Source organism: Blautia sp. MSJ-9 (genome assembly GCF_018919065.1).
Classification (GTDB): Bacteria; Bacillota; Clostridia; order Lachnospirales; family Lachnospiraceae; genus Blautia_A.
In genome coordinates this window covers 132015-152282 of record NZ_JAHLQG010000018.1, presented here as the reverse complement: position 1 = coordinate 152282, position 20268 = coordinate 132015, and the positions used below count along the sequence as shown (strand labels likewise).

The following is a 20268-nucleotide window of genomic DNA, read 5'->3' as shown; positions in this document are numbered from 1 at the left end:
ATATAAACTGTATTCGACAAAATATGCACAAAATGATATAATTTTAAAAGATAGATTGATTTACTTTTTTGAAATCCAGCTCTACTTTTCGATTCACCATGTTATATCAGAAAAGTTTTTAAATATACTTTTTTCACTTTATACAGGAGGTTTTCTTATGTATACAAACTCCGCATACTGGCATCAGTCCCGTGTTGATTTTAAGGATAAAAAACATTCTCTATTTGTCGGAAGCTGCGGTACCTACCGTCTCTATACAGTAAAGAAACTTCCCACTCACCGTCCCCGCGGACGTGTGGATTATCAGCTATTATATATTGCCTCCGGAAAAGCTCATTTCTATTTTAATGGTAAAGAACAGATTGTATCTGCCGGAAATATGGTTCTGTACCGTCCGAAAGAGGAACAGCGCTACTACTATTACGGTGCGGAACACCCGGAAGTGTACTGGGTGCATTTTACAGGAAATAATGTCAAAAATATCCTGCGAAAATATGGGATTGCAGACGATGTGCATGTAATCTGTTCCGGTATTTCCATGGAGTATAAGCAGTTATATCAGAATATGATCCAGGAACTGCAGCTCAAACAGGAGGATTACGAAGAGCTACTGGTCAACTACCTGCGACAGCTTTTCATTCTGATCCACCGACAGCTTCTTACCAAACCAAGAAAAAAGAATCCTATGATCATGGATGACATGGCTCAGGCTGTGGAATATTTCCGGGCTCATTATAATAAACCAGTGAGTATTGAAGATTATGCCGCTTCCCACAATATCAGTGTCAGCTGGTTTATCCAGAATTTCAAACAATATACAAATACCACTCCGGCTCAGTATGTTCAGCTTCTGCGAACAACCAATGCAAAATCTCTGCTGGAAACGACCAATTATAATGTTTCGGAGATTTCAAATCTGGTAGGATATGAGAATCCTCTTTATTTCAGTCGTTTTTTCAAAAAACAGTTTGGAGTTTCTCCCTCACAGTTTCGTAAGCAGCTGTTGATCAACGAAGAAATTCAACCTAAATAGAATTTTATATATGTTATCTGGCTATATTGATGCTTATAATAATCTTTTTAATTCAAAAGGTGACCGTATGGAAAATTCATCCAACAGTCACCTTTTCTTATTTTTATATCACTTTTTGACAGCTAAAATTGTCAAGCGGATAAAATCATCCGCTTCGCTACTTGCTCATAACCAAATAACTGCTCCGCAGTTTATTGGGTTAAACTATTTTTATCTTTGCGATTGCAAGCCCATAAACTTTTAGCTTATCTTCTCCAGTTCCATAAATCCATTCTACATTTTCCTCCGGCAATGGAAGTTCAACTGCTTCTGTTCCGAAGTTCTGATAGATATAGTATTTCACATCGTCATTCTCTCTTACTGTGATTTCCAGTGTATCCGGGATTTCTCCTTTTACTCCGCAGGAAATACCACTGTCAGCAACTACTTTTCCAATGAAATCATCATAGAAATCTCTTTCAGCGTCAGCAGCTACATACCATGCTTTTCCTTTTCCGTACTCATTGACTGTCAGGCAGGAATATCCTTTATAGAAGTCCTCTCCATAAGTCATCAGTGAACGTGCGCCGCGAAGTTCCACAAGATCACACAGATATTTACAGGTATAGGTTCTGTCCAGTCCAAGTTCATTATTCTGTACAGGAATCAGTCTGTTTTCTTCCCAGTCGTAAAGAGCATCAAGCTCTGTACTTCTGATCCCCAATACATCCATCAGTCCGTGAGGAGTTCCCTCCAGATAACATCTGTCTGTATCATCCACGATTCCTGACCAGTAACTTGTGATCAGATAACCGCCATTTTCCACAAAAGCACGGACTTTCTCTGCAAATCCCTTTTTAAACATATATACCATAGGCAGTGCCAGTATCTTATATTTGTCCAGATCACAGGTCATATCTATCAGATCTACATTCAGTCCCTGTCTGCGGAAACCTCTGTAAAATTTTCTCAGCACTTCCATATAGTGAAGTCCCTTGTTTCTCGGTCCCTGACTATCTTCCATTGCCCACTGGCTGCCCCAGTCATAGATGATCGCTGCTTTACTGTTTACGACTGTTCCGGCCAGTTCCTTTATCTTTTTCAGAGCCTCTCCGGTTTCAGAAACCTCTTTAAATACTCTTGTATCTTTTCCACCATAATGATCGATCACTGCTCCGTGGAACTTCTCAGAAGCTCCCCTGCTCTGACGGATCTGGAAATAAAGTGCCCCCTCACTTCCATGTGCGATTGCTTCCATAGACTGTGCAAAAAGGACACCCGGCTTCTTCAGTTTACTTACACCCTGCCAGTTAGTAGCCGCCGGGCAGGATTCTATCTGAATAAATGGTTTCCCTTTCAGAGATCGCATCAGATCATGATACAGTCCGTTATCATCAGCTGTGTCAATCGCATCTTCTTTATGCCATGTCGGGTAAGTATCCCAGGAAACGATATCAATTTCTTTTGCAATCTTAAAATAGTCCAGTCCCTTATAATGATACATGAGATTTGCTGTTGTAGGAAGATTGCTTCCGCCATCCCTCACTGCCTGAATTTCATGATGGAGGAAATCCGCAGTCTGATGGGTAACAAATCGCTTCCAGTCCAGGTTTAACGCATGAAGCTGAGTTTCTCCGATTCTGGACGGACTCTCGATCTGATCAAAGCTGTTATAGTTATGACTCCAGAATGTAGTGCACCACTGATCATTCAGATTTTCGATTGTCTGGTATTTCTCTTTCAGCCATTTACGAAATGCATCCTGGCAGAGCGGACAATGACACTCTCCACCGTATTCATTGGAAATGTGCCACAAAATTACTCCTGGATGTGTGGCCACTTCTTCCGCCAGCTTTTTGTTTATGATATGTACTTTTTCTCTGTATACAGGAGATGTATAACAATGATTATGTCTGAAACCGAAGAGATTTCTGTGTCGTGTTTCATCTACACGAAGAACCTCCGGATATTTATCTGCCATCCATTTCGGTCTCGCACCTGACGGAGTTGCGAGAATTGTATAAATTCCTCTTTTATAAAGCTTATCAATAATCTCCTGTAACCATCCAAAGTTAAAAACTCCCTCTTCCGGTTCCAGTGTTGCCCATGAAAAAATTCCAAGACTTACCACGTTGCATCCTGATTCTGCAAGCATTTCTATATCTTTCTCAAGAATATCAGGTCTTTTTAACCACTGGTCCGGATTATAATCGCCGCCATGGAGCAGCTTATCTGTTCTAAAGTCCATAAAAACCTCCTTATGTAAAAACGATGCCAGATCAAGAGCAAATTTTATGATCTGACATCGTTTGTATATCAGGCGGATTCATTCATCCGCTTTGACAAATGATATTTGTGTACTAATTTGTAGAAGCTTTCATCTGCAGTTCATATCCCAGAATGGATTTAGGCAGCTTCCTATTTTCTGTAAGATATACATATAGAATCCTGCTTGCCTCTTTTCCAAGCTCATCTACATCGAAATGAACACAGCTGACAGGTGGATACCATTCATCCAGCAGATTGCTGTTATGAAGAGACGCCACTTTTATTCTCTCAGGAACCGGAATTCCCTTTTTGCGTAGAATTCTTAAGATCACCAAACAGATGTTGTCGTCCATACACAGGATACAGTTCACATCAGATGCCAGTACTTTCTCTATCGCCATTTCTGCTATATTCTCGAATTCTGTATCATAAAAAACGTATCTACGGTCAAGAAGCATATAGCTTTCCATATAGGCTTTCAATATTCCCTGGAATCGCTTTCTGTTAATGTAATGTTCCTGTCTCGCACACATAACTGCCATTTTGTCCAGGCCTTTCTGAAGCAGTACATTCGTAATATCACAGCATGCAGCTTCATTATCTGTATCCACCTGAAGTACAGATGGATCATCATAAGGCCCGATCACTACAAATGGAACGCCTGCTTTTTTCAGATAGACAATCTCGTCATTGTTCTCCACCATACGTGTAAGGATCACGCCATCCATGACATGTTCTTCCACTGCATGTGTCAGATTGGAAATATCTGTTGGTGTCACCTTGATCAGATTTACCTGGTAGCCACGGATGGAAAAATAATCATATACACTCAGCAAAATGTTTAAAAAATATGGCATAGAGGCAAAGTTTTCTTCTCCGGGCAACACCACAGATATCATCTTCGTAACAATGTCTGTATAGCGTTTTTCCCTTGTGTTAGGGATGAGCTGTTTTTCTGAAAGATAGCTGTTGATTTTCTCTCTTGTAGATTCTGAGATCCGCCCTTTGCCGGACAAAGCTCTCGAAACTGTCGAAACTGATACACCTACATCCTTGGCCACCTGGCTGATATTTACTTTATTATCCATGTATGTGCATCCTTTCGTCTGTCTTATTTTACTGATCCGGTAATACCTTCTACGAAGTTCTTCTGCAGTAAGAAGAATACAATTGCAGTCGGAATTGTCGTGATAAGAACTGACAGCATAACCATACCGTAGTCAGTCACATATCCGGATGTCAGGTTGGAGATCAGCATAGGCATTGTCTGAGTTGTATTATCAGACATGATTACTTTTGCCCACAAATAGTTATTCCACGCATTCATAAATGTAACTACACCTGCTGCTGCAAAAATGGATTTCATGGATGGAATATACATACGGAAGAAAATTCCAAATTCGCTAAGACCATCAATACGTGCAGCTTCGATAATGTCTACCGGAAATGCTTTGGCATTAGTTCTGAACATCATGATCAGAAGCGGTGTTGCCAGAGACGGAAGCATAAAGCCTACTGCTGTATTTAAGAGTCCCAGACGGGAGTACATTCTGAATAACGGTACCATCAGTGCAACAAACGGAATCATCATGGACATCAGTACAATGGCATACATTTTCTCTTTTGCCTTGTCACGATAAATCTCAAAGGCATAACCTGCCAGAGAACTTACGATCAGGGAGAAAACAGTTACAAGGATTGTATATTTACAGGAATTGAGGAAGTTTCCCCACAATGGCTGCTGACTGATCAGGTTTCTGTAGTTCTCCATCAGGTAAGAACCGAAAGTAAGCTTACCTGCAATAACATCCACGCTCTTGTTCGTTGCTGCAATGATCATCCATAATAACGGGAACACGGAAATTACAGTACAGATTCCAAGAAAAATATACATAAGAGTCATTTTTACTTTATTATTCACGATCATCACCTACTTTCATCTGTACAAGTGCCAGGATTGCCACCATGATCAGGATAATAAATGACATTGCTGAAGTGTATCCGAAGTTAGGTACACCCTTGAATGACATATTATAAATATAATGAGACATGGTAATGGAAGCATTTCCAGGACCGCCGTGTGTCAGGTTCATAGATTCATCGAATAACTGCAGTGTACCATTTGTGGACATGATGGCAGTCATCAGGATCGTAGGTTTCAGTAAAGGTACTGTAATCTTAAAGAAAGTCTGGATTGCAGAAGCGCCGTCAATCTTGGCTGCTTCATAAACAGAATATTCAATGTTCTGAAGTCCTGCCAGATAGAATACCATGTTGTATCCTGTCCATCTCCATACCAGTGCAATAATGATAACAATCTTTGCACTTAATGGGTTTGCCAGGAAATTGTATGCGCTGTCAAGAATTCCAAGTTTTACAGCGATGGTGTTGATAAATCCGTCTGTTGCAAATAAAGAACGGAAAATAATCGCATAGGCAACCAGGGAAGTTGCACATGGGAGGAAAATTGCTGTTCTGAAGAATCCTCTTGCTTTAATCTTCGGATTGTTCAGGATAGATGCCAGAGCCAATGCCAGGATCAGCATGACCGGAACCTGAATGATCAGATAGAAAAAGCAGTTCTTCAGAGACTGAATAAATACATCATCTTTGAAACATCTTATGTAGTTTGTAAGTCCGGTAAATGTCATGTTTGTACCGGTTCCTGTTTTGAAAGAAGTGATCAGGGCACTGATCATCGGATAGATACTGAATCCGCAGATCAGTATGATCGCAGGAACCAGGAATAACCATCCGGTTGCATTCTGTTTCTGTCTCATACTGAGACCTTTCTTTTTATTCATAGATTTACACCAGCTTTCATTACGATATTCTTTCACACTCATATGATCATAGAAATTGTTATGGAAAAGATGATATGGAAAGAGATGCTCATGCACTTTTTATACAGGAGCATCTCTCTGTCTGAATTACTGTCCCATATTAAATTCTACTGTATCCTGTGCTGTTTTCAGTTCAGAATCAATGTCTGATCCGCCGGATACATTTGCCACTGCTGTAGCAAGTGCCTGATTTGCCTCAGTGTAATATACGCCCAGATCTACAGTTGGTGTCTTGGAAGCAAAGTCGGAAATCTGTTTGTAAATTGCCTGTCCGCCGAAGAATTCCTGCGGCTCACTGTAAACTTCACTCTCACTTGCCGGAAGCCATGTAGCCAGTGCTCCGGAGCTTGGAAGAATGGTATCATACAGTTCTACACTTCCTGCAAATGTTTTTGCAAGGAAATCTTCTGCAAGTTCTGTATTCTTGCAGTTTGTAGTGATCGCCCATGTGGAACCACCCTGATTGGAATAGTTGGTAGCAGTTTCCGCATCCGGAATTGCCGGCATATCTGTCAGTCCCCAGTTTCCGGACTGGTCTTCTGCTGTCTGGATAGATGCAAGGATCCAGCATCCATTGATAACGCCTGCTGTCTTTCCACTTGTAAAGGTTGCTACATATTCATCCCAGCTGTTTACAACTGCAAGGACATGCGCTTCGACCATTTCCTGGTAAATCTCAATGCACTGCTTAATATGTTCATTTCCGGCAATATCAGGAGTGCCGTCATCTTTCCATGTTCCGAATCCTGCTGACTGCATCATCTGATAGATCAGGTCTGAACTTCCTGCCTGAACAGAAAGTAAAGAATATCCTGTTTTTTCATAAACATCTGTTCCGATTTCAATAAATTTATTCCAGTCAATATCTGTCAGATCATCCAGTGTATAGCCTGCCTGATCGAGAATGTCTGTTCTGTAACATGCAACTTCAGCACCGTTATCAAACGGAACACCATAATTCTTTCCATCAATTGTAGAAGCTGCCAGCTTGCTCTCTGCAAACTTTGAAAAATCAATTCCTGAATCTGTAATGTCCTGATACAGATCCGGGTAAGTTGTTACATATTTCTGGAATGCGAAATCCTGCATCAGACAGATATCAGGAAGCTGAGAGTAATTTCCTGAGCCAACGATTGTTCCCAGCTGTGTCTGCATGTCATCCCATGGAGTTTCTACAATATTCAACTTGAAATCCGGATGATCTTTCTGATAGATCTTCTCTGCCTCTTTCATGGCATAAATATTAAATGACTGGTCCCATGCCCACACTGTCAGAGTCTGATCATCACCGTCTGAAGATGTCTTATCTGCGCTGTCTGCTTTCTCTGTATCAGAAGAACTGTCTGATTTTGATGATTTTGTGTCCGTTCCTGCTCCACATCCAGCTAAAAGACTGCTGCCTACGATAGTCGCCATAAGAAGAGCAATAATTTTTGTTCGCTTTTTCACTCTCATTCCTCCTATATTTTGCGCATTATTTTTGGTTATTATGTACAATATTTTCTGTTAAACCGATTCAACTTGTATAAATTATACCTAATATCTTGTTCAAAAAGTTATCGTTTTCGATACAATAAATGAATATTTCATCCTCGTGTGCAAATTTATTTTCGGTTTTTGCGCATATCTTTTACTTTTCTCAGTTTTACTACTTATCTATACTTTCTTCATAACTAGAAAGACCCCAAACCGTTACCTTTCCTCTATGCTTTTATGTACCTCCCTTATCCACTGTCCAGGTGTTTGATTTTTTACTTTCCTGAAATTTGTTATAAATGTAGACATATTATTGAATCCTACTTTCTGTGCCGCTTCACTGATATTAAATTTTTTATTTTTTAACAGCTTACAGGCTTCCTGTATCCGAATATAATTTACATACTGGACAGGAGTCATTTTGTATTTTTCGGAAAATAACCTTCTGAGATAGCTTTCACTGATAAATGTTGCTTCCGCAATATCAGATATTTTGATGTCTTCTGCAAAATGTTCCTCCACAAATGACAGTGCAAGCTGCAGCTTTCCGGACTTATCATCATTTACATATTCCATTGTGTCCTGACGTTTCTCATTTACAAATTCATCCGAATTAATTTTCACGATTTCCATAAGTACCGTAAATAAAAGTCCCTTTACACAATTTCTGTATCCATAATCCTGTATTCTGATCTGATCCATGAGGCAGTCAAGTTCACGCACAAGCAGCGGAACTTCTTCCTTCTGTCTTTTGATAGGCCCGCTTTCAATCCGGTTCTGAAAACGCTTAGCATCTCTTTTTCTGAACTTTGCACTTAATAAAAATTCCATGGTATCAACATAAATGAATTCCCAGAAACTTTTCTCCCCCTCTGCATTAATAATATTATGAGGAAAATTTGCAGGAATAATGATCACTGAATTCTCTGTATAAAATCTTCTGTCATTATTAAATACTACTGTCCCTCTGCCCCTTCTGCAGATTCCAATCTCCAGCAGATTATGGAAATGATTTGGCAGAACGGTTCTTCTCACCTCATCCAGACCATATGTTTTAATCCCTGCACTTCCAAGCACTGCCAGCAAATCCTCCCCATCAGGAATCTGGCAATATTTGAATTTGGCTTCTCTTCTCCTGTTTGACATTTGCTCACCCCATATATTATTTTCTTATAGCAATATTTTCTTATAGCAATATTTTCTTGCATTGTTATAGTACAAAATTCCCATTTATCTCTATTTAATAATTCCCCTCTGCTTTTACCAAAACAGAGGGGAATCATCTTTTTAGTCTTTATATAATTTTTATTTATTATCCGTTTAATCTTCTTCCGGATACCAACTCTTTGTTTGCTTTCTCTACGTTCATTCTTGACATGATAAATGTAATAATAATACAGATAACAAACGGTACCCAGAGATACATAATATGAAGCATACTGATACAGGAAGCTGGCTGTGTTGCCAGATTCTGGTCAAATTTACTGAATGCCAGAAGCCATCCTGTGATAGCTGTTCCAAGTCCGCCTCCAAGTTTGATTCCAAGAGATGTACAGGAATACATTGTTCCGTCTACACGTTTGCCTTTTGTAAGGTATGTATATTCAGAGCAGTTGGCAATTACCGCGTTCATGTCTCCCTGCCATGGTCCCATACCAAAAGCTGCAACTGCTGTAAACGCCAGCATAAGCGGAACACTGTGCATATATGCGGCGACGATCACAAGTCCTCTTCCGATGGTTCCAATTGCATAGCCGGTAACATTTAACTTGTACAATCCCTGCCATTTTGCCACCAGTGATGGTGTGATCAGAAGAGCAATGATCAGGGGAATATTGATTGCCCATGAAAATACAGGGAATAGGTTTTCATTTAACAGAACATACATCATATAGTAAATACCCATATTCAACATAGCTGAATAAATCTGCTGAAGAATATAAGTAACACAGATCATAATGTAATATTTATTTGCAAATAACAGTTTTGCTGCTTCAACAAGAGAGTATTTCTCATCTGAAGAATTATCCACACCATCATTTAATTCTCCTTCCGGAAGTTCTTTAACAGATAATGCAGAAATTGTATTAACGACCAGACCGATGATCGCGTAAATGATGGCTACCGTTCTCCATCCTGCTGCTCCGCCGCCCATGATCTCTACAAATTTAATTGTAACAGACTGGATCAGAAGACTGGTTGAGAATGCAAAGATAAAACGGTAGGATCCCATTTCCACACGTTCTTTGCTGTTCTTTGTGATCAGTGCTGTCAGCGCTGAATATGCAATGTTGTTTGCTGTATAGAAAACTGCGTTCAGTAAGGAATATGCAATAAAGAACCATGCATACTGTGCTGTTTTTCCAAGACTTTCAGGAATTGCAAAGATACCGATCAGGGTTGCGGCACATCCGATATAGCCGTAAAGCATCCATGGTTTTGCTTTACCCATTCTGGTATGGGTCTTGTCAATCATAGAGCCAAAGAAGATATCTGTTACACCGTCAAATAACTTTGATAATGCAATCAGAGTTCCGACGATACCTGCATTCAGTCCAACCGTATTGGTCAGATACAGCATTACAAAGGAGGATAAGAACGCATAGACAACATTACCTGCCACATCACCCGATCCATATCCGACTTTATTATACCATTTTAAGTACTTTTTTTCTTCCATTTTCTACTTCCTCTCATAGTTTATACCGATTTCTCCGTTCAGGCGGTTTTCGCCTTTGTTCGGTGATTATTATAAAGTAAAAGAAATCGAAACTATATAAACCGAATGAGACAAAATATGCACAAAATTAAAGAGTTTTTAACTTTCTCTTTACGCAAAATCTGCGCAATAATAAATATAAACAATTTTATACTGTGAATATTGTGCACATTGCATATATTTCTCTAACATGGGGTAATCGGATATTTTATCCCCTGTGATTTACCTTTATATTTCACATATTACTATCCTGAGGCTGAACTCTATATTGTTCCCTGTAAAGATTCCTGTACTCTCTCGGAGTTACTTTATATCTTTCACGGAAAACCCTGTTAAAGGTTCTCTGGCTTTCAAATCCTGCATCCAGACAAATATCTGTAATGCTTTTATCCGTACATTCCAGATGCACACAGACATAGTTTAATCTCTGCTCATTCAAATACTGCTTGAAATTACGGTGAAAAGTTCCCGAAAATACTCTGGACAGTGCGTACTTGCTAATTCCCAAATCTCTGGCCATCGTTTCCAGTGAAATCTCTTCCTTATAATACTTTGCAATGTAAGATACCGTCTGATAAATGATGTCATTGCTCTCTACATTCTCTTTCTCTGTTAAACTAAAACAGGGAATACTTCTGGCCAGTAAAATCTGTACATACGCCTGCTCAACGACTGCATCTCTCTTTTTCTGTTTCTTGTTTTCCCTCAGACAGTGGATCGCATTTACAATGTCAGGTGATACTTCTTTCTTCTTTATCACCGGATTCACCGGACAAAAATTCTGCATTGTAGCAGCAAACTGTTCTCCAAGAGATGGCTGTGCCCAAAGATAACATGCCTTATTCACTCCATCTGAAAAGACCTGGTAATGATGAATCACATCCGGAAATATAACTGCAAAATCCCCTGTCTCCATATGAAATAATTCCTGTCCCATTCCCAGTTCCAGCGTACCTTCTGTCACATAAATAAACTCAATTGAATTGTGCAGATGAGGGGAAGCATGTCCGGATGCCATTAACCTCAAATGCAGATTTTCCTTTTTTTCTTCATATACCGGAAACATATTATTTAATCTCCTGCAAGTTTTGTCTACTTTTTCCTCTCATTTGGCAGGTAATCTTCTCTTTCCCATACTATAATGTGCCTGTAAGATAAAGAAAAGGAGGAAAACCAAATGAAAAAATTTGTATCCTACATTCATTACGTTATGAACTTTTACGCTAACTACTTCAAAATCTGCCGTTATATGTAAAAGACATTTCTGCCATCACAGAAATGTCCATTACGGAAACCTGATTTCAGCGGTTTCCCTTATTATACTTTTGACCTGTTTTGTTTGTACATGAACAGGATTTTTGAAAATATAAACAAAATTATAGCAAAGCCAGAAAATATTTCATATTCTGATTATTCTATGGAATTGCTATGAACAACTAACTGATAAAGTGTACCGCCATATTGTCCAATTATAGGGCAATGTGGCGTTTTTTATCTCGTGCCATAGGAGATGTCATTTCTTATTTATTCGTTCTATTCGCACTCTCCAACACCACCAGGGAATGTACCTGATGATGGTCCATTCTGTACTCTTTGTACGATACTGCCGTCTTGTGCATCGATTGTGAGAAGAGGTACCCCTATGCGATCCATAGTAACGCTGTCTATAACCATTTCATCACCGCTATCTGTGTAAGCCACCGGTTCCTGGGAATTCCAGGTTCCATAGAAATCCCATACCGGGATCAAGCTTCCCTCTGTGTTGCTGTTGCCCTCCCGCACACGCATATATCCAAGCTGAACTTTTGTTATCGTCATTTCAACTGTCAGTGCATCAATAGAGGGATAACGTGCGAAGAAACTTGTGCCATCTACTGCCAGCAGACGGTTTTCCTGCTCTGTCATAATCTGCAGGGTGATTGTTTTTTCAAAAATATCTTTGATTTCATCAAATGGCAAAAGAAACAATGCTTCGTCCGAAGCATCTGATACCTCAATTGGATCACTGTGTTGGAAACTCTGAAGTGTTCCGCTGCAGAAAATCATTGTCAGCGATTCATTATCCCACCCATCGCACTGCGCTTCATGAAAATTATCGTCTTCATCTATCCAGGGACGGGATAATTCATCATATGGCAAATAAGAATTCCGTATATAATTAACAGGTACGCCATTGACCATTCTTTCAAAGAAAAAAGTGTCCTTTTCCAAAGTGCTGTTTTCTTCTGTGAGTTCTTTTGATGCACTGTCAAACAGGCGCCATTCTCCGGAAACAATATTCTTTACATAATTTTCTGCATCTTCTTCAGTCACATTCTGGTTTCCTGCTTTTATATAATTCTGGAAGCGTTCTGCTCTTTGTTCTTTCTCGTCCTGAGACAGGTTTTCTTCTTTCACATCATCAAAGGCAGAATATTTTTCCCAAAGACTAAGTTCTTCTAAATTTTGGAATGTACCGGTATATTGGTACGTCAGTCCATTCACCTCATATGTTTCTACCAAGCCATCATTATTTTGTTTCCGCAATTGCCCCTGAGCAAAGGTATCCAGTACTTTCTGCGGTTCTTCTTCAGAAATTGTCGCTTTTTTTACATTTTTCAAGCATATGGCATCCACATCCGGCACTTCTATCGGAGCATCGGCTGTCAGGGTAAATTTCATAGGATTTTCCTGATCTGTTCGTTCTGCGGATCTTAAATCGGACTGGATGGTTGTCTGGTAAGTTTCCGGAGCCTGCACCTGTTCAGTGACTGTTTTCTGAACTGTTTCTTTCTCTTTATTTTCCTCTGTCTTTGCAGCAGTCTTATCCTTTTCTTCTACAACAGCAGAATGAACGACTTTGTCACATCCTGATATTGTAAAAAGATTCATACATAAAAGAGCTCCCACAAATATTTTTATTTTCTTCATTTCTTTCTCATCCTTTCGCGTATGTAGCTGCGCAGATAAAATATTTTCTTTGCTGCTTAATCTGGTCTGTCAGATAAAATTATCAGCATTCTTTACATTCCTGATTCAGTCAAGCGGATAAAATCATCTGCTTCGCAGTTTAGTTAAAAAAGGTACCCTCTTCTTATAAGAAAAGAGTACCATACTGTATTTCTAATGTATTCATCAAGATGTAAACAAGTTGTAAATTTCATTTGTTCAATATTGTCCATGTAATAACGAGTGAATCCATCTGGACCTGTCAGTTATTCATAATTGAAGCAGAATATTCATTTGATCAGGTTAAATCCTTATCTTTTTTTGTCAAATATTACTCTTACTTTCGTTCCCGTTCCTATCTGACTTGTGATATCCAGTCTGCCTCCATGGACTTCTGCAATCTTGACACATAAGGCAAGTCCAAGTCCTGCTCCGCCCTCCTGACGGCTTCTGGATTTGTCTACCATGTAAAAAGCTTCCGTGATTTTTCCCAGTTCTTCCTGTGGGATTCCCCGACCGTTATCTGTGACTTCCAGAATTTTTCTACGGGATTCTTTATATGCTTTTATGGTAATATGACCTCCTGCTTCTGTAGCACGGAAAGCGTTATCTATCAGATTTACAAGAAGACTTTCCATTAATTCATCATCCATTTTCAGGAAAAAATCTTCGTATTCTGTCTGTAATTGTATTTGTCTCTGCGTTGCCTGTTCTGCTTCCAGTTCAGTCACTCGTTCCAGCAGTTCTCCTATCGTGTGTGACTCCATTTTTATTGAATCATTCTGATGGAGTCCCAGCATCTGGAGCATTTTTCCGGAAAGTTTTTCAAGTCTTTTTCCCTCGCGGCTTATATGTTCCAGGGCGCGGTCTTTTTGTTCATCGTTTAGTTTTACATGACGCAGGGTGTCTGAATATCCGATAATAGAAGTAAGTGGTGTTTTCATCTCATGGGCAAGTGCTCCCATGAGCATTTCCTGTTTTCCGGCTACTTCCTGCAATCTTTCCATTTGCTGTACGGTTCGTCTCATCATCAGATAAATAAACAAGCCTGCAATGCAAAATACTGCCAGATAGATTCCCAGAAACCAGACCGCCGTCTGTCTCAGTTCCGTAAACATAGAGGTAACATCACGAACCGAAAGTATTTCGTAACCCTCTGGGTTTGTAAGCAACCCCTGCTGTAAAAGTAAGTATTTGTGATTCAGTTTCTGGATTTTGTATTCATAGGAATCAGTTTTGTCGCTTAGATCAAGGTTATCTATGCTGACAATATTATAATTTGTGCGGTTTACTACGGCTTCCTTGCTTTCGGAATTAATGAGTATCATTTCCTCACCGCAGCATCTCAGAAACTGGAATTCCAGATAAGATTTTTTTCCTGTTTCAGACATCTGCTCATATTTGCTGCTGTCCCAGAATTGTTCCAGGAGATTTTTTCCATTTGTAAGCTGTCGTCCATAGGTTTCAGCAGCATTATTCAGGCTTCTTTTTCCTGTGACATACAGGCTCAGGACGCCGACCGGTATCAGAGAGCACAAAAGTGTTATCAGCATAAGTGCTACTGTCCGTTTCCACAACTTCATAGCAGTTAATCCTCCAGTCGATAGCCCAGTTTTGGAATTGTTTTTATTTCATTATATAGTTCCAGTTTCTTGCGGAGCTGACCGATGTGCACGTCTACAGTTCTGCTCTCTCCCAGATATTCTTCACCCCAGACGCGTTTTAATAATTCTTCTCTTCCAAGTGCGATATTTTTGTTTTGTAAGAGCAGGATAAAGAGGTCATATTCCAGTGGTTTCAAATTTACAGGGATTCCATCTTTCAAGACCTGATGGCTCTGGAGGTCTGCCTGAATGTTTTTGATCGTGAGAATTCTCTTTGCACGACCGGTTCTTTCGAGAATTTTTTCGATTCGTACAAGAAGTTCCAGCATTTCGAATGGTTTTACCATGTAGTCTTCTGCGCCGAGTTTCAGGCCTTTTACCTTGGATGCTACGTCATCTTTTGCAGTGAGATAAATTACCGGGAGATTCTTTGCGCGGAAATCTTCCATCAAAGCAAAGCCGTCTTTGCCGGGAAGCATAATATCGACGACTGCAAGGTCTGCATCTTCGTTCCATAGCAATAAACGCTGGGCTTCTATTCCGTCATAGGCAGCTATTGTTTCGTATCCGGCTATGGTCAGGTTCATACATAGTAATTCAGAAATCGCTCTGTCATCTTCGATTACCAGGATTTTGTTTTTCATTTTGGAATCACCTCGGTTAGTTTGTATAGCTATAGCAGTTTCATTTTTCATATAACCAGCGTAAATTTATACCATTTTCTCTTCAACTTTTTCCAGATTATACAGCATATCAGGATCAATATCCAGACATTTACTACAATCCCTCTTCCCGGATACATCCCACGCCAATGTGTTATTTAAAATAGTGCATGCATTCATAAAAAAATCTATATTTTTTAATGGAGCAAATACTTTTTTATCTAACAATGGCTTTGCATCGTAACATACTATTTTTCCATCTTCAAAATATACATACACTGTATAATTTTTATACGGAATTACCTGAACAACATCGTATAACATATAAATGCCTCCTTTGTATAAATCATTATACCAATCATACATAAATTTGAAAATTATATATTTTTTGATCTGTCTTTTCACAATTTTCATCTAGAGAAATCGGTGATTCTTTGATAAAATAAGCATATAAAGGAGGTCAATCGGAAATCCTTACAAATGATAAATAGATAAAAAAACAACCGAAGACATTTTCAGAGCACAAATGAAGACTATACTTAACGAATAAGAGAGGTTACTCATGTCAAACACAAAACATGAAGATGCTGTTATGAAAATGGGCTTCGACTATTTTCGGAATACCATTCTCAAAACTCTTGGAATTGACTATCAGTATGAAGAGATTGGTCCTACAGAGCTGATAGAACTGACAATTCATTCTTTGTATATGGACTTTACTTTTTTGACTACTGGTGGTTTCTATGTACATACGGAATTTCAGACCACGGATAAAAAAGAGGCAGATTTGCGCAGCTCTTTCTCTGACACCATTGATGTCCGGAAAGATGAGCCGCAAGGATATGTTTAAAGAAGCTATTCGTCTGGCAAAGCCAAATATGGGACTTAGTGCCGAAAAGGCAACAGCTATGTTGTATACACTGGCTGATAAGTTTTTAGATAAGACTGAGTTAGACGAAATTAAGGAGGTATTAAGAATGACCAGACTTGGGCAGATGTTAATGGATGAGGGAATGGAAAAAGGCATGGAACTTAAAGAAACCGAATCCATCAAAAAACTTATGAAAAATATGAACTGGACGATTGATCAGGCAATGAATGCCCTGGAAGTTCCGGAAGATAAACGTGAGAAGTATCGTCAGATAATTATTTCAAACAATTAACTGGTAAAATGTACCGCCGCATTGTCCTATTACCGGGGCAATGTGGCGGGATTTTTTATCTTATCTGTATTGTAAAATTGTCTCCTATTGGTATTGCGGCGTCTGTGGGGTTTTCACCATCATCATATACGTAGCCTGCGAATTCTTCGCAGACATCATCTGAGGAATCTTTATCTGTTTTTTCTTCGAATATCTGATGGGTTGTATCGTTTTTTACTTCATATAATTGTAGTGTGATTGATTTTGCTTCCGGGGAGATTTCTTTGTAGCCGGTGAATTCAGGGTCTATGGTTTGTTGGAATGCAGTTTCTTCGCCATTTCTTCCTGTCTCCTGATAGCAGATTTTGTTTCCCTGATCGTCTGCTCCGATCAGATAATAGTCACTGTCAATATACACTGTTCCATCATATGTTCCGTAAATTGTACTTTCGAATGGATTCCATCTGAATTCTGTGAGGTTCAGGATGTTGGAATCGAATTTAATGTTCTGATCCAGGTTCAAATCTACGGTGCTTTTCTCCAGTTCTTCTTTTGATGTTGTGAGTTTAAATGTATAAGGTTCTGTATTGGCCTGTATTTTCTGGATATTTTCCCATGTTTCGACATCGGACATTGCGATTGGCCATACTTTGAACTCTATATTTACAGTTCCCTCTGTGTTGATTTCTTCTCCAATTGTAAAGTCTTCTACTGTTATCGGATTTTCTGACAGAGCATTATCATTAACCGTTCTTTGACCTAAGCCTTGCTGGATTTCCTGACCGTTAATTCGTACTTCTGTAAATAAGATTTTATCCTCTATTGTATCCAGTGTATCTGAGTCTGTGTCCTGAGAGGTCAGGTCTTTTTTAATTTGTTCTTTTCCAGTGTGATTCCTGTTGTTTAAATCTTCACTGTCGGAATATGCGATCCATAGATTTTTGCTGTCCATTACAATCTCATTCAGGGTTATGGTGATTCCATCTCTTGAAATACTTTTTCCTACAACATTTGTATAAGAATCGGTGTCACCATTCTCGATTCCCAGCGCCTGTCCGATCCACGAGGTTACTCTCTGTAATGCTGCTTTTACATCTTCCTGGTACCTCAGTGTACATCCAACCATGATAAGCAGTATGATTCCGGCTACTGCTATTTTCCAGCTTTTTTGTATCCGGGAAAAACGGCGCTGTTTTTTCCATGGTCTGGAGGCTTCATAGATGTATTTATCGTTCAGATCACCAATCAGTTCTAATGTTTTAAATCCTTTTTCCATATAAATGCTTCACCCTTTCCCATAATTTCTTTCTGCTTCGATAGAGGCTGGATTTGACTCTGCTTTCTGAAATTCCATGACGGGCTGAAATTTCGCTGATGCTGTCCATATACCAGTAGCGCCGGATGAAGATGTCACGGTCACCTTGTTTCAGGGAATCCAAGAATTTTTCAAGGATTTCTAAAATCTCTTTTCGTTGAATCTCATCATTTAAAGAGTACGCGGTTGCATCTTCTATTTCTTCCAGTTCTTTGCATAATTCTGATACGTGGTCTGCAGACCGCTTTGCAGCTTTTTTCCTGCGAAAACAGTCTATTGCCAGATTTCGGGTTATTTTTCCAAGAAAGGCAGACAGGATTGTTGGTTTTCTTGGCGGTATGGAGTTCCATGTGACTAGCCAGGTATCATTGACGCATTCGTCGGAGTCTTCTTTGTCATACAGGACATTCCAGGCGATACCGAAGCAGTACCTGCCATATTTTTGCGCAGTTGCTTGTATGGCTTCTTCTGATCTGTCAAAATACAGGTTGATGATTGCTGTATCTTCCACTTTTTTTCACCTCGCATTTCTTTTATTTATGTTTTCATAAAATAAGACGGATTTTGTGGGTGTGAAGTTGCAGTTTTAATGAAAAATTTTTCTTTTTTTCAGAGTAAACAATGTACTGTCGAAAAGTCAACCTGTCTTTTCATAATTTCTAACTGGAAAAATGGGCAGTTTTCTTATAAAAAACCACCGTCACATTGTCTCATCAATCAATGCGGCGGTGATTTCTAAATTAATGTATTGTGAACTTAATCTCTTTTATTTCCGTTCAAATCCAAGATATCTTGTTCCCTGATAGCTTAATGTTCCGATGTCTCCCTCTGCTAACATCCCATATTCCGGTCCTTTCACTGACAGTTCCATCCGTTCGCCATTTTCCAGTTCAAAGGTTACATAGTAAGAAGTAGATGACATAACAGTAAATCCGTGTGCTCCGGTTGGATCTCCTGCATTAGGCTGCTGATGCTGCGAAACTTTAGTTCGTTTTGCAACGATTTTTGCTGGAACTGTAAGTCTTTCTGAATGATTATTTTGGTTCCATGTACTTATGTTTTTCGCAATATTATAGATTATTAAGCCCAAAATACAGAAAAATATTATTGAAAACAAAACGTTAAATATATAAAACATAGCAGCTCTCCTTTCGCATTCATTTTTGTTGGTCTAAGTATAGCATACTATCTGGTAAAAGTATCGTAAGAATATAGAACAAAGCGAATTTGTAAAATATTTTTCAAGACAAGCAATAGAATAGAATAAAAATTTAAGTGTTTTTTCATAATTGTTGTATGGTGAAGTATGATGTTTTCTGATAAGATAAACATATAAAGGAGGACAATTGGAAATCCTTACAAATGATAAAAAGATAAAAGAACAACCGAAGACATTTTCAAGGCACAAACGAGGACTATACTTAACCAATTAAAGGAGTGCCTCATGGCAAACACTAAACAAGAAGATGCTGTTATGAAGATGGGCTTTGACTATTTTCGGAATACAATTCTGAAGACACTTGGGATTGATTATCAGTATGAAGAAATTGGTCCTACAGAGCTGGTAGAACTGACAATTCATTCTTTGTATATGGACTTTACTTTTTTGACTACTGGTGGTTTCTATGTACATACGGAATTTCAGACCACGGATAAAAAAGAAGCCGATTTGCGCAGATTTCATGCTTATGATGCAGTGTATTCCAACAAGACAGGAAAGAAAGTAATTACCTACGTCATTTATTCTGGTGGGATTACCAATGTAAAGTCAGAGCTGGACTGTGGGTTATATACTTACAGGGTTCAACCAATTTATCTGAAAGATAAGAATGCAGATGAAGTATTCCAGAAGTTAAAACAGAAGCAGGATAACGGTGAAGCTTTTACTGAAGATGATTACGCTGCTCTTTCTCTGACACCATTGATGTCCGGAAAGATGAGCCGCAAGGATATGTTTAAAGAAGCTATTAGTCTGGCAAAGCCAAATATTGAACTGAGTGCTGAAAAAGCAACGGCTATGTTGTATACACTGGCTGATAAGTTTTTGGATAAGGCTGAGTTAGATGAGATTAAGGAGGTAATGCGCATGACCAGACTTGGGCAGATGTTAATGGATGAAGGAATGGAAAAGGGTATTGAAAAAGGTATCGAACTCAACCAGACCGACTCCATCAAAAAACTTATGAAAAATATGAGTTGGACGATTGACCAGGCAATGAACGCTCTGGAAGTTCCGGAGGATAAACGTGAGAAATATCGTCAGACAATTATCACAAACAACTAATTAGTTGAAATATCA

19 protein-coding genes are annotated in these 20268 nt (G+C 39.1%); 4 read left to right on the top strand and 15 right to left on the bottom strand.

Features of this window, described 5'->3' with window-relative positions:
• The first annotated feature begins 157 nt into the window (after positions 1–157).
• Positions 158–1033, top strand: coding sequence for an AraC family transcriptional regulator (locus KQI87_RS05315; RefSeq protein ID WP_216459200.1), 876 nt, complete (start codon positions 158–160; stop codon positions 1031–1033).
• A gap of 199 nt (positions 1034–1232) precedes the next feature.
• Here KQI87_RS05315 and KQI87_RS05310 read toward each other — a convergent pair whose 3' ends face one another.
• The 12 genes from KQI87_RS05310 to KQI87_RS05255 all read right to left on the bottom strand — a co-directional run bounded on the left by KQI87_RS05310 (position 1233) and on the right by KQI87_RS05255 (position 15836).
• On the bottom strand, positions 1233–3260 hold the full coding sequence (locus KQI87_RS05310; RefSeq protein ID WP_216459199.1) for a beta-galactosidase: 2028 nt from the start codon (positions 3258–3260) through the stop codon (positions 1233–1235).
• Positions 3261–3372: 112 nt separating this feature from the next.
• Entirely contained in the window at positions 3373–4368 is a 996-nt protein-coding gene (locus tag KQI87_RS05305; RefSeq protein WP_216459198.1) for a LacI family DNA-binding transcriptional regulator, read from the bottom strand.
• Between the two features lie 23 nt (positions 4369–4391).
• Entirely contained in the window at positions 4392–5207 is an 816-nt protein-coding gene (locus KQI87_RS05300) for a carbohydrate ABC transporter permease (RefSeq protein ID WP_026649109.1), read from the bottom strand.
• Positions 5194–6084, bottom strand: coding sequence for a carbohydrate ABC transporter permease (locus KQI87_RS05295; protein WP_216459197.1), 891 nt, complete (start codon positions 6082–6084; stop codon positions 5194–5196). The genes KQI87_RS05300 and KQI87_RS05295 overlap by 14 nt, the downstream gene beginning before the upstream one ends.
• Before the next feature lie 126 nt (positions 6085–6210).
• Positions 6211–7578 carry an ABC transporter substrate-binding protein gene (locus tag KQI87_RS05290; protein WP_216459196.1) on the bottom strand — a complete coding sequence of 456 codons (1368 nt, stop codon included), beginning with the start codon at positions 7576–7578 and terminating at the stop codon, positions 6211–6213.
• Positions 7579–7815: 237 nt separating this feature from the next.
• Positions 7816–8745 (bottom strand): AraC family transcriptional regulator, encoded by a 930-nt coding sequence (locus KQI87_RS05285; RefSeq protein WP_216459195.1) that lies wholly within the window; start codon positions 8743–8745, stop codon positions 7816–7818.
• A gap of 166 nt (positions 8746–8911) precedes the next feature.
• Positions 8912–10279 (bottom strand): MFS transporter, encoded by a 1368-nt coding sequence (locus KQI87_RS05280; protein ID WP_216459194.1) that lies wholly within the window; start codon positions 10277–10279, stop codon positions 8912–8914.
• 274 nt (positions 10280–10553) lie between these two features.
• Entirely contained in the window at positions 10554–11384 is an 831-nt protein-coding gene (locus KQI87_RS05275) for a helix-turn-helix domain-containing protein (protein WP_216459193.1), read from the bottom strand.
• 467 nt (positions 11385–11851) lie between these two features.
• Positions 11852–13228, bottom strand: coding sequence for a DUF6034 family protein (locus tag KQI87_RS05270; RefSeq protein WP_253292376.1), 1377 nt, complete (start codon positions 13226–13228; stop codon positions 11852–11854).
• A gap of 329 nt (positions 13229–13557) precedes the next feature.
• Positions 13558–14829 carry a sensor histidine kinase gene (locus KQI87_RS05265; RefSeq protein ID WP_216459192.1) on the bottom strand — a complete coding sequence of 424 codons (1272 nt, stop codon included), beginning with the start codon at positions 14827–14829 and terminating at the stop codon, positions 13558–13560.
• Between the two features lie 5 nt (positions 14830–14834).
• Positions 14835–15494, bottom strand: coding sequence for a response regulator transcription factor (locus tag KQI87_RS05260; protein ID WP_216459191.1), 660 nt, complete (start codon positions 15492–15494; stop codon positions 14835–14837).
• A gap of 66 nt (positions 15495–15560) precedes the next feature.
• The gene (locus tag KQI87_RS05255; RefSeq protein WP_216459190.1) at positions 15561–15836 is read right to left on the bottom strand and encodes a DUF2442 domain-containing protein; all 276 of its coding nucleotides are present in this window, start codon (positions 15834–15836) and stop codon (positions 15561–15563) included.
• 238 nt (positions 15837–16074) lie between these two features.
• Here KQI87_RS05255 and KQI87_RS16530 point away from each other — a divergent pair, with 238 nt between their 5' ends.
• Entirely contained in the window at positions 16075–16362 is a 288-nt protein-coding gene (locus tag KQI87_RS16530) for a hypothetical protein (protein ID WP_253292375.1), read from the top strand.
• Positions 16355–16675, top strand: coding sequence for a hypothetical protein (locus KQI87_RS16525; protein ID WP_253292374.1), 321 nt, complete (start codon positions 16355–16357; stop codon positions 16673–16675). The genes KQI87_RS16530 and KQI87_RS16525 overlap by 8 nt, the downstream gene beginning before the upstream one ends.
• 55 nt (positions 16676–16730) lie before the next feature.
• Here the strand turns inward: KQI87_RS16525 and KQI87_RS05245 are convergent, their stop codons facing one another.
• The 3 genes from KQI87_RS05245 to KQI87_RS05235 form a co-directional block, all read right to left on the bottom strand.
• Positions 16731–17930: a DUF4179 domain-containing protein gene (locus KQI87_RS05245; RefSeq protein WP_216459189.1), complete on the bottom strand. Its 1200-nt coding sequence runs from the start codon at positions 17928–17930 to the stop codon at positions 16731–16733.
• A complete protein-coding gene (locus KQI87_RS05240; RefSeq protein ID WP_216459188.1) occupies positions 17914–18480 on the bottom strand; it encodes an RNA polymerase sigma factor in 567 nt (188 codons plus the stop codon). Before KQI87_RS05240 ends, KQI87_RS05245 begins: the two co-directional genes overlap by 17 nt.
• Positions 18481–18735: 255 nt before the next feature.
• Positions 18736–19107, bottom strand: a complete 372-nt coding sequence (locus KQI87_RS05235; protein ID WP_216459187.1) for a DUF2500 domain-containing protein — start codon at positions 19105–19107, stop codon at positions 18736–18738.
• Between the two features lie 306 nt (positions 19108–19413).
• Between KQI87_RS05235 and KQI87_RS05230 the strand changes: the two genes are divergently transcribed.
• Complete coding sequence (locus KQI87_RS05230) at positions 19414–20253, top strand: hypothetical protein (protein ID WP_216459186.1); 840 nt, start codon at positions 19414–19416, stop codon at positions 20251–20253.
• The last annotated feature ends 15 nt before the right edge of the window (positions 20254–20268 follow it).